General features: G+C 76.3%; 7 protein-coding genes and 2 tRNA genes. 4 read left to right on the top strand and 5 right to left on the bottom strand.

Features of this window, described 5'->3' with window-relative positions; translation table 11 throughout:
• Positions 1-195: 195 nt before the first annotated feature.
• Positions 196-268, bottom strand: a tRNA-Arg gene (locus HLB09_RS08285).
• Positions 269-524: 256 nt separating this feature from the next.
• On the opposite strand from HLB09_RS08285, the gene HLB09_RS08280 reads away from it, so the two are divergent.
• Positions 525-2,402, top strand: a complete 1,878-nt coding sequence (locus HLB09_RS08280) for a phosphoenolpyruvate carboxykinase (GTP) (RefSeq protein WP_171202919.1) — start codon at positions 525-527, stop codon at positions 2,400-2,402.
• An 84-nt stretch (positions 2,403-2,486) separates the two neighbouring features.
• Positions 2,487-2,574 (top strand) — tRNA-Ser (locus HLB09_RS08275).
• 86 nt (positions 2,575-2,660) lie between these two features.
• On the opposite strand, the gene HLB09_RS08270 is transcribed toward HLB09_RS08275, so the two are convergent.
• Positions 2,661-4,142 carry an LCP family protein gene (locus tag HLB09_RS08270; protein WP_171202918.1) on the bottom strand — a complete coding sequence of 494 codons (1,482 nt, stop codon included), beginning with the start codon at positions 4,140-4,142 and terminating at the stop codon, positions 2,661-2,663.
• Between the two features lie 305 nt (positions 4,143-4,447).
• On the opposite strand from HLB09_RS08270, the gene HLB09_RS08265 reads away from it, so the two are divergent.
• Together HLB09_RS08265 and HLB09_RS19915 are read left to right on the top strand one after the other, a co-directional pair.
• The gene (locus tag HLB09_RS08265) at positions 4,448-6,472 is read left to right on the top strand and encodes a penicillin-binding transpeptidase domain-containing protein (protein WP_171202917.1); all 2,025 of its coding nucleotides are present in this window, start codon (positions 4,448-4,450) and stop codon (positions 6,470-6,472) included.
• A 101-nt stretch (positions 6,473-6,573) separates the two neighbouring features.
• Positions 6,574-7,299 carry a DUF2975 domain-containing protein gene (locus HLB09_RS19915; protein ID WP_171202916.1) on the top strand — a complete coding sequence of 242 codons (726 nt, stop codon included), beginning with the start codon at positions 6,574-6,576 and terminating at the stop codon, positions 7,297-7,299.
• Positions 7,300-7,343: 44 nt separating this feature from the next.
• Here the strand turns inward: HLB09_RS19915 and HLB09_RS08255 are convergent, their stop codons facing one another.
• From HLB09_RS08255 to glgX, 3 genes are all read right to left on the bottom strand, one after another.
• The gene (locus tag HLB09_RS08255; RefSeq protein WP_171202915.1) at positions 7,344-7,910 is read right to left on the bottom strand and encodes a DinB family protein; all 567 of its coding nucleotides are present in this window, start codon (positions 7,908-7,910) and stop codon (positions 7,344-7,346) included.
• Positions 7,907-8,359 carry an SRPBCC family protein gene (locus HLB09_RS08250; RefSeq protein WP_171202914.1) on the bottom strand — a complete coding sequence of 151 codons (453 nt, stop codon included), beginning with the start codon at positions 8,357-8,359 and terminating at the stop codon, positions 7,907-7,909. The genes HLB09_RS08255 and HLB09_RS08250 overlap by 4 nt, the downstream gene beginning before the upstream one ends.
• A 201-nt stretch (positions 8,360-8,560) precedes the next feature.
• Positions 8,561-10,609 (bottom strand): glycogen debranching protein GlgX, encoded by a 2,049-nt coding sequence (glgX, locus tag HLB09_RS08245; protein WP_322790085.1) that lies wholly within the window; start codon positions 10,607-10,609, stop codon positions 8,561-8,563.
• Positions 10,610-10,876 lie beyond the last annotated feature (267 nt).

Here is a 10,876-nt window from a genome sequence, read left to right as displayed (position 1 = left end):
GCTGCGGGTCAGCGCCGGCGTCGGACCGGCTTCCCCCGCGCGGGGACGGGCAGTTCTCGTCGGCGAGGGTAGCCGCCTCCCGCGCGGCCCCGCGCCCGCACGCCCCCGCGGCGGCGGCCGGCCGCAGGCGCCGGAGACGACGACAGCCCCCCGGCACGTCTGCCGGGGGGCTGTCGTCGTCGCTGTCTCAACGAGCGCGCCCGGAGGGACTCGAACCCCCAACCTTCTGATCCGTAGTCAGATGCTCTATCCGTTGAGCTACGGGCGCAGCGGCCCGCCGTGCGAGCCGTGGAGAACAGTACCCGGTCCGCGGCGGAGCCCGAAATCCGATGCCGGGCCGGCAGGCCCCCCGTCGCCGCGCCCCGGGTCCCCAGCGCGACAGGACCCGCTCCCGCGCCCGCTGTGACGCGGGTCGCAGGCCGCTGTGACATGCGTCTCCGGGCTCCTGTGACGTCCGTCTCGATCGGCGACGGGGAGCGCTCCCACCCCTCGGCGCGAGCGCCGACCGCTCCTAGCGTCCCGCCATGACGACGAACGCCCCCGCCGACCCCCGCCCCGACGCTCCTGCCGCGCCGTCCGCGCGCACCGCGCCGGGCGTCCCCTCACGGCTGGAGGGCACGTCGCACGCCCGGCTCGCCGCGTGGGTGCGCGAGGTCGTCGAGCTCGTGGAGCCCGCGGCGGTGCGCTGGGCCGACGGGTCCGAGCAGGAGTGGCGCGCCCTCACCGACGAGCTCGTCGCCGCCGGCACGGCGATCCGCCTCGACCCGCAGCGGAAGCCCGACAGCTACCTCGTGCGCTCCGACCCCGGCGACGTCGCGCGCGTCGAGGACCGCACCTTCATCTGCTCGCGCACCCGCGAGGAGGCCGGCCCGACGAACAACTGGGTCGACCCGGACGAGATGCGGGCGGAGCTGACCGGCCTGTTCCGCGGCTCCATGCGCGGCCGCACCCTGCACGTCATCCCGTTCGTCATGGGCTCCCTGCGGGCCGAGCACCCGATGTTCGGGGTCGAGATCACCGACTCGCCGTACGTCGTCGCGTCGATGCACGTCATGGCGACGGTCGGGGCCGAGGTGCTGGCGCAGATGGAGCGCACCGACGCCGACTTCGTGCCGTGCCTGCACTCGGTGGGCGCACCCCTCGAGCCGGGCCAGCAGGACGTGCCGTGGCCGTGCTCGGAGACCAAGCGCATCGTCCACTTCCCCGAGGAGCGCTCGGTCTGGAGCTACGGCTCGGGCTACGGCGGCAACGCCCTGCTGGGCAAGAAGTGCTACGCGCTGCGGATCGCCTCCGTGATCGCCCGTGACGAGGGCTGGCTCGCCGAGCACATGCTCGTGCTGCGCCTCACCGACCCGGCCGGCGAGGTCCACCACGTCGCCGCGGCCTTCCCCAGCGCCTGCGGCAAGACGAACCTCGCCATGCTGCAGACGACGCTCCCCGGCTGGACCGCCGAGACGGTCGGCGACGACATCGCCTGGATCCGCCCCGACGCCCGGGGCGGCCTGCGGGCGACCAACCCCGAGGCGGGCCTCTTCGGCGTCGCCCCGGGCACCGGGTGGTCCACCAACCCCACGGCGATGCGGGCGGTCGCGGCGGGCCGGTCGATCTTCACCAACGTCGCGCTCACCGACGACGGCGACGTGTGGTGGGAGGGGATGACCGACGAGCCGCCCGCGCACCTCGTCGACTGGCGGGGCCGGGACTGGACCCCGGCGTCCGACGAGCCGGCCGCCCACCCGAACTCCCGCTTCTGCACCCCGATCCACCAGCTGCCGAGCCTCGCCGCGGCCTACGAGGACCCGGAGGGCGTACCCCTGTCCGCGATCCTCGTGGGCGGCCGGCGCCGCACCACCGTGCCCCTCGTCGTCGAGGCGCGGGACTGGCAGCACGGCGTCTTCCTCGCCGCGACGCTCTCCTCGGAGACGACGGCCGCGGCCACCGGTCAGGTCGGCGTCGTGCGCCGCGACCCCGTCGCGATGCTCCCCTTCATCGGCTACGACGCCGGCGACTACCTCTCCCACTGGCTGCGCGTCGGCGAGGGCCTCTCCCCCGAGCGCCGCCCCAAGATCTTCTGCGTGAACTGGTTCCGCCGCGGGGACGACGGCCGCTTCCTGTGGCCGGGCTTCGGGGAGAACACGCGCGTGCTCGCGTGGGTCGTCGGCCGCGCCGCGGGCCGCGGCGACGCCCGCGAGACGCCGGTCGGCCTCGTGCCGCCCGTGGACGCGCTCGACCTGCGGGGCCTCGAGACCGACCCCGACGACGTGCGCGCGGCCCTCGCCGTCGACGCCGACGAGTGGCGCGCCGAGCTCCCCGAGGTCGGGGCCTGGCTGGACGCGCTGGGCCCGACCGTCCCCGCCGCCCTGCACGCCGAGCACGAGGAGCTCGCCCGCCGCCTGGGCTGACCGACCGCTGCCCCGCGGGCGGCGCACCCGGCGCCCCGCAGGCGGCTTTGCGGGTGGCGCACCGCCGTCTGTACCCTCGCCCGCGGAGGCGTCGCCTAGTGGTCTATGGCGCCCGCCTGCTAAGCGGGTTTGGGGTGATACCCCATCGCGGGTTCAAATCCCGCCGCCTCCGCAGTGACCGAACGGCGCACGACCCGCGGGTCGTGCGCCGTTCGTCGTCCCGGGGGCCGCGCCACCCCCGCGGGCGGTGCGGGCGGGTCAGGACGCGCAGATGTCCTCGGACGCCGAGCGGGCCTCGATGGCGGTCGCCGGCTCGCTGCGGTCGGGCAGCGGCTGGTCGCCCAGCCGGTTGGGGACCTCGACGACGTCCGGCGCGCCGGGCCCGAGGGTCACGACGACCCGCCCCTGCAGGCTCGGGTCCTCGACGACGTTCGCGCCGGGGAAGGCCGCGGCCACCGTCTCGGCGGCGTCCTCCTCGCCCGTCGGGTAGGTCACGCGGACACCGGCGGGGGCGCCGGGCTCGGCGTTGCCGGCGACCGGGACGGTGAAGCCCTGCAGCTGGAGGTCGGCCTGCGCCTCACCGGCCCGGCCGCCCTCGCCCGTGCCGTTGTAGACCTCGACGGTGATGGAGCCGGGCGAGACGGTGAGCGGGGCGGGCGCGGGCGCCGGGTCGGCGGCCGCCTCGGCCTCCGGCGAGCCCGGGAGCGGGGCGTCCTCGCGGATGCTCGCCCAGAGGTCCTCCGCCTGCGGTGCCCACTGCAGGCGGTTGGGGTCGGGGGCGTAGGCCTCGAAGGGCACGGTGACGAAGGAGACGTCGTCGGGCCGCAGCCCCGACGCGCTCTGCGCGAGCCGCGTGAGGTCGCCGATGCTGTCGAGCCCGGGGTCGGTCGTCAGGGACGCGGTGGCGGCGTCGAGGAAGCGCACGAGGCGGTCGGGGCGCAGGAGGATCTGCGCGCTCGTCACCTCCTGGACCACGGAGGAGAGGAACTGCTGCTGGCGCCCGATGCGGCCGATGTCGCTGCCCTCGGTGCCCGGGACGTTGTAGCGGGCGCGCACGTAGGCGAGGGCCTGCTCGCCCGAGACCTCGCTCGTGCCCGCGGGCAGGTCGAGACCGCTCTTCGGGTCCTGCACCGCCTCGGGCAGGCAGACCTCGACGCCGCCGAGGGCGTCCACGACGTCCTGGAAGCCGTCGAAGTCGACGATCGCGAAGTGGTCGATCGGGATCCTGGTGTTGTCCTCGACCGTCTCGATGGCGCACGCCGGGCCGCCCTCGGCGAGGGCCGAGTTGAACATCGCCGTGCGGGTGCGCCCCTCGCCGCGCGGGTCGCCGCAGGCGGGGACCTGGACCATCGAGTCGCGCGGGATGCTCACGGCGACCGCGCGGTCGCGGTCGGCCGACAGGTGCACGAGCAGGGTCGTGTCGGACCCGCCGCCGCCGATGTCGCCGCCGAAGGCGTCGCCGTCGCGCAGCTGGGACCGGTCGTCGGAGCCCATGACGAGGATGTTGAGCGGGCCGGTCTCGCCCTCGGCGACGGGCGCCGGCTCCGGTCGGTCGTCCCCGAGGACCGAGTCGACCTCGACCGAGGTGATGTTGCCGTCGAGGTGCGCGACGACCGCCGCGCCCGCGGCCCCCGCCACCACCACGGCGCCCGCGGCCGTCGTGGCGACGACGGCGACGGCGCGGCGCGCCCGGGAACGGGCGCGGACGTGGCGGCCTGCGGCGGTGCGCGGGGACGTCATGCGGGCGGGGCCTCTCCTCGGTGGGGGTCCAGCGGTCGGGGTCCAGCGGTGGGGGTCCAGCGGTCGGGCCCCGCGGTCGGCGGGACGAGGACTGCGGCGGGGCGGTCGGTCCGGACGAGGCAGGAGCCACGCCGGGACGGGTGTCCGTCGCGGCTCGTCGCCCCGCCATGGTAGAGGGGTCATCGGCGCGCACCCGGGGCCGCAGGAGGTCCGGGAGCCGAGAACTCGCTGGGAGAGCGCGTCGGCCACGGCGAGGGCTGTCGTCCGGCCACGGCGCGCGTGCCCGGGATGGCAGGGTCGGTCCCGTGCAGCGCCTCTCGCGTCGGACCACCGCCCTCCTCGTCGTCGGCGCGGTCGTCGTCGTCGCCGCCGCGGGGACGGGCGCGGCCGTCGTCCTCGGCCAGCGCGCCGACCGCGACCGCGACGAGGCCGCCCGCGCGGCCGCCGAGCAGGTCGTCGCGGCCTGGGTCGACGGCGACCTCGCCGGGGCGCCCGTCGTCCTCGCCGGGGGCGGGGGCGCCGACGCCGTCGCCGCCGCGGAGGAGGCCGTGACCGCGGGCATGGGCGACCTCGAGCCCTCCGTCGAGCTCGTCGACGTCGAGCGCGACGAGGCCACGGCCAGCGCCGACCTGCGCGTCACGTGGCCCGTCGGCGACGGGTGGACGAGCGAGACGTCGCTGCCGCTGGCCGCCACGGGCGAGGACCGCGAGGCCTCCGGGTGGACGGCGACGTGGTCGCCGTCGGCCCTCGCGCCGTCGCTCGAGGACGGCGACGCGCTGCGCCTGGACCGGGTGCGCGCCGGGCGCGGCCAGGTGCTCGACCGGGACGGCGAGCCCCTCGTCACCGACCGGCCCGTGGTCGACGTGTCGGTGGCCCCGGCGCAGGCGGAAGACCCCGGCGCCCTGGCGCAGAGCCTGTCCGACGTGCTCGGCGTGGACGCAGGCTCCCTCGCCGAGCGCATCGCGTCGGCGCCGCAGGACCAGGCGGTCCCCGTCATCACGCTGCGCCAGGAGGCCTTCGACGCCGTCGCGGCGGAGCTCGACGCCCTGCCGGGCGTGCAGTGGGTGAGCGGCCAGCGGGCGCTGGCGCCCACGAGCGGCTTCGCCCGCGACCTGCTCGGCGTCGTCGGCGACGCGACGGCGGAGGTCGTCGAGGGCTCGGACGGCCGGATCGCCGCGGGCGACCAGGCCGGCCTGTCGGGCGTGCAGCTCCAGTACGACGAGCGCCTCGCCGGCACCGCGGGCGCCACGGTGGTGCGCGTGCCCGGGGGGGCCCAGGACGTCGACGGCGAGGCGGGCGGAGACACGGGCGGGGACACGGCGCCCGAGGAGCAGGTCCTCTTCTCCCAGGGCCCCGTGCCGGGCGAGGACGTGCAGCTGTCCCTCGACCCGCAGGTGCAGCTCGCCGCCGACGCGGCGCTCACCGGGCGGCTGGGTGACGGCGGGGTCGGTGCGGCGGTCGTCGTCGACGTCGCGAGCGGGGACCTGCTGGCCGTGTCCTCCTCCCCGGCCGGCGGCTTCGACCGCGCGCTGCAGGGCCGGTACGCGCCCGGGTCGACCTTCAAGACGGTCTCGACGCAGGCCCTGCTCGCCGCGGGGCTCTCCGTGGACGAGGTGGTGCCCTGCCCGCCGTCGGTGACCGTGGGCGGGCGGACCTTCGGCAACGCCGAGGGCGGAGCGCTGGGCCAGGTGCCGTTCTCGACGGCCTTCGCCCAGTCGTGCAACACGGCCTTCGTCTCCCTCGCCGACCGGCTCGACGCCGGCGCGCTGCCGGCCGCGGCGGCCCCGATGGGCCTCGGCGTCGACTGGTCGGTCGGCGTGCCCGCCTTCACCGGTGAGGTGCCCGAGGCCGGCTCGGAGGACCTCCAGGCCGCCGAGATGATCGGCCAGGGCCAGGTCCTCGCCAGCCCCGCCGGCATGGCGGTGCTGACGTCGACGATCGCCCGCGGGTCCTGGTTGCCGCCGCGCGTGGTCCTCGACCCGGCCCCCGAGGAGGGCGCCGCTCCCCCGGAGCCCGTCGCCGACCTCGGCGCCGTCCGCGACCTCATGCGCCTCGTGGCGACGGAGGGGACGGCGTCCGCGGCCCTCGCCGGGCTGCCGGGGGCGCCGGTCGGGGCCAAGACGGGCACGGCCGAGGTCGGTCAGCCGGACGCCGACGGCACCTACCCGACGAACGCGTGGACGGTGGCCTTCCAGCCGGGCACCGGACCCGCCGGCCCCGACGGCGAGGGCGTCGCCGTCGCGGTCGTCGTCGAGGGCGGCAGCGCCGGCGGCGCCGTCGCCGCGCCCGTCGTCGCCGACCTCCTCACCGCGCTGGCCGACGAGGGCTGAGGCGTCCGCCCGGGACCCGATCCCGGGACCCGATCTCGGACGAGGGCCCTCGCCGCCCTCAGGGTCTTGACGGCGGTGACCACCCGCTCTGGGATGTGCCCGTGAGCACGCCGGGGTCTCGCCGTCACCCCCTGCCCGCTGGCCTGCTCCGGCGCGAGGACGGCGTCCCGCCCTCGGCCGTCCTCCTCGGTCGGTCGCTGCAGGTGCTCCTCGTCGTCGTGGCCGCCGTGGTCGCGGTGACCGAGGTCCTGCGGCCCGTGCTGGGTCCGGCCGGCCTGGGCGTCGGCCGCGGGCGGTTCTGGAGCGTCCCCCTCGTCGACGCCCGTCTCGCCCCCACGGTCGAGGTGTCGACGACACCGCCGCTTCCCGTCCTGGCCGGAGGTCCCTACGGCCCGGGCGAGGCCGTGGAGCCCTTCGTCGGCGAGGTGTCCCTGCAGCTCTGGACGCCGGACGCGGCGCAGCGGCTGCTTCTCGTGGGCATCCCGGTCCTCGCGGCCGCCGTCGCCCTGGCCGTCCTCGTCCAGCTGTTCCGGCTGGCCGGCTCGCTCGCCGCGGGCGACCCGTTCTCCGCGCGGAGCCGGGCCCGGCTGCGGACGGTCGCCCTGCTCGTCGGCGTGGCCGGCCAGGCGGTCGCCGTCGCCGAGGCGCTGGTGCGCCGGTGGGTGCTCTCCGACGACCGGCTCGCGGCCTGGGTCGCGCCGGACGCGACCGTCTCGTTCGTCCCCCTGGCAGTGGGCGGCGTCGTCGCCGTCCTGGCGCACGCGCTCGACGTCGCGGACCGCCGGGGCGCCGCGACGCCGGGCCCGGTCGCGACGCCGGCGGACTGACCCGGAGTCTCGACGGCACCCGCGCGAGGCGCCGAGGGCTCCCCTCAGGCCCGGTCGGCGACCTCCTGCAGCCGCGCCCGGTGCGCGGCCCACCGCGCCGCGTCGCCGTCGGGCAGGTTCGAGACGTCGCGCCGGTGCCCGGCGGTCCCGTCCACCAGCTCGCGCGCCAGGTCGGCGTGCCCGGCGTGGCGGTGGGTCTCGGCGACGAGGTGGACGAGCACCCGCTGGAGGGTCACCGCTCGGGCTCCAGGCCGCCACCACGGCACCTCGCCCGGGGCGTCGAGCGGGAGCGCGTCGATGGTCGCGTCGGCGTGCGCGTGGACCCGGCGGTAGAGCGCCACGACGGCGGCCGGAGACTCCTCGGCCGTCGCCCACAGGTCGGCGTCGGGCTCCGCGTCGGGGTCCATCCAGGGCAGCGGCTCGGGGAAGGGGCGCCCGAAGACCACGCCGAGGTAACCGGCCTCCACGCCCGCCAGGTGCTTGACGAGGCCCAGCAGGTTCGTGCCGGTCGGCGTCATGGGGCGCCGCACGTCACGCTCGGGCAGCCCCTCGAGCTTCCACAGCACGACGTCGCGGCCCTGCCGCAGGTAGTCGTGCAGGACGTCCTTCACCGGTCGGACACCGTCGACAGCTCCTGCACCCGCGCGAGCGCGTCGTCCCAGGCGGCGGTCATGGCGTCGTGGTGCTCCTCCCCCATCGCGGCCGAGATCTCCAGCCGGGTGCCGCCGGGCACGGGGCTGAGCCGGTAGGTCTCGTGCGCGCCCCGGTACTCCCGGGCGCTCGCGCTGTCGACGTCGTCGCGGCCGTCGACGACGAGGCCGTCGAACTCGACGTCGACGAGCTCGGGGCGGCGGCTCGTGACGACGCGGCCGAGCATCCCGGACCGCCCGGGGCCGAGGAAGCGCACCTCGCTGCCCTCCGCCCAGTCGGTCTCGGCCCAGCAGTCCTCGGCGAAGGCCGCCGTCCACTGCCGGTAGGTGGCGTCGTCGAGCAGCACGTCCCACACGCGCTCGGGCGGCGCGGCGACGTCGACGGTCTTCTCGATCACACGGATGCTCATGGCTCCTCCTCAGCGGTCCTGGTGGAGGGGCAGACAGCTCCGGCAGCCGGGACTCATCGCGGCGGCGCACGTCGCGACGACGAGGACGGGAGGAGCGGCGGGTCCCCGCTCCCGGACTTCGTAGCCTTCGTCCGCCCTCGAGGGCCCCGGAGGCGGACGAAGGCTACGAAGTCCGGGGTGACGGACGGCGGGAGCCCGGCGTCAGGCCGAGCGCAGCAGGGTGAAGGACCGGTCGCGGACGAAGAGGTCCTGGACCTCCTTGCCGACCTCCTGCTCGGGGTCGCTCGACATCGCCAGCGTCCAGGCGCCGCCGGGCGCCTCGGGCACGGAGAAGTCGACCGGCCCGTCGGCGGCGTTGAGCAGCAGGAGGAAGGACGCCCCCTCCTCCGCGCCCTCGCCCGGGCTCATCTGGACGCCGAGCGACTTGGCCGCCGGGTCCTCCCAGTCCTCCGGGCCCATGTCGGCGCCGTCGGCGCGCAGCATCCGCACCGAGCGGGTGCCGGGGCCCTCGTCGCCGTACCAGCGCGGGCGCAGGACGGGGTTGTCGCGCCGCAGCGCGAGCAGCTCGGTCGTGAAGGCCTGCAGGTCCCGGTCGGCCTGCGCCCAGTCGAACCAGGAGATCTCGTCGTCCTGGCAGTAGGCGTTGTTGTTGCCCCCCTGGCTGCGGGCGATCTCGTCGCCGCCGAGGACCATCGGCACGCCGGCGGACAGCACGAGGGTGGCGAGGAGGTTGCGGCGCTGGCGGTCGCGGCGCTCGTCGACCTCGGCGTCCGCCGTCGGGCCCTCGGCGCCGTTGTTGTCGCTGCGGTTGTCGCTCTCGCCGTCCTCGTTGTCCTCGCCGTTGGCCTCGTTGTGCTTCTGCTCGTACATCGTCAGGTCGGCGAGGGTGAAGCCGTCGTGCGCGGTGACGAAGTTGACGCTGCACAGCGCCGAGCGGCCCGCGCCCTCGTACACGTCGGGGCTGCCGGTGAGCCGCTGCGCGAGCGCGCCGAGGGCGCCGTCCGCGCCGCGCCAGAAGTCCCGGACGTCGTCGCGGAACTTGCCGTTCCACTCCGACCACCGCGCCGGGAAGCCGCCCACCTGGTAGCCGGCGACGTCCCACGGCTCGGCGATGAGCTTGACCCGGGCGAGCACCGGGTCCTGGTGGACGAGCGTGAGGAAGGCGCTGTGGACCTCGGCGTCGCCGTCCTGGCGGGTCAGCGTCGTCGCGAGGTCGAAGCGGAACCCGTCGACGTGCATCTCGGTGACCCAGTAGCGCAGCGAGTCCATGACGAGCTGCAGCGCCGCCGGGTGGCCGACGTTGAGGCTGTTGCCCGTGCCGGTGGTGTCGAAGTACGCGTCCGGCTGGTCCTCGACGAGCCGGTAGTACGCGCCGTTGTCGATGCCCTTGAGCGACAGGGTCGGCCCGAGGTGGTTGCCCTCGGCGGTGTGGTTGTAGACGACGTCGAGGATCACCTCGAGGCCCGCGGCGTGCAGCGCCTTGACCAGCGCCTTGAACTCGGCGACCTGCGCGCCCCCGTCGCCGGCCGAGGAGTACTCGCCGTGGGGCGCGAGGAACGCGATGGAGTTGTAGCCCCAGTAGTTGCGCAGCCCCTTCTCGAGGAGGTGGCTGTCCTGGGCGAACTGGTGGACGGGGAGCAGCTCGACGGCGGTCACCCCGAGGTCGACGAGGTGCTGGACCGCCGCCGGGTGCGCCAGGCCCGCGTACGTCCCGCGGATCTCCTCCGGCACGTCCGGGTGCTGCTGCGTGAAGCCCTTGACGTGCACCTCGTAGACGACCGTGTCGGCCATCGGCGTGCGCGGCGGCGCGTCGTCGCCCCAGTCGAAGGCGTCGTCGACGACGACGCACCGCGGGCTCGAGGGCGCCGAGTCCGCCTCGTTGAGCGTCTCGGGGGCGTCGTGGTGGTGGCCGAAGACCTCCTCGCCCCAGGTCCACCCGCCCTCGACGGCGCGGGCGTGCGGGTCGAGCAGGAGCTTGTGCGGGTTGTGGCGCAGCCCCCGGTCGGGGGCCCACTCGCCGTGGACGCGCAGGCCGTAGCGGGTGCCGGGCCCGGCGCCGTCGACGAGGCCGTGGAAGACGTGGCCGGTCCGCTCGGTCAGGCGCACCCGCCGCTCGTCGTGGGGCTCGTCGGCGGTGCCGAAGAGGCAGACCTCGACGGCGTCGGCGGTCTCGGAGGAGACGGCGACGTCGAGGACGCCGTCGCGCCACGTGGCGCCGAGCGGGTAGGGGCGGGAGCGGGGAGCGGTCACGACGGCTGATCCTGCGGTCCGGCGCCGCGCGGCGCGACCGGACGGCGGGGCGACCGCCGGTGCGACCCGCGCCGCCGGGTGGACGGGCACCGCGAGAGGTGGTCCCATCGGGCCATCGCCTCGCAGCCCCGGACCCGGCCGCGCGTCGGCCCTCGACGTCGCCTCGAACGCCCGGAGGCCCGGCCGGTCGGTGGTCGCGCCGGACTTCTTGTCCAAAAAGATCTTGTCCCGTGCGACGCCGGCCGCCACGAGCGCCTCGACCTGCCG

This window comes from Pseudokineococcus marinus (assembly GCF_013004605.1).
In the GTDB taxonomy this organism is placed as follows: domain Bacteria; phylum Actinomycetota; class Actinomycetes; order Actinomycetales; family Quadrisphaeraceae; genus Pseudokineococcus; species Pseudokineococcus marinus.
This window is presented reverse-complemented; position numbering and strand designations above follow the sequence as displayed.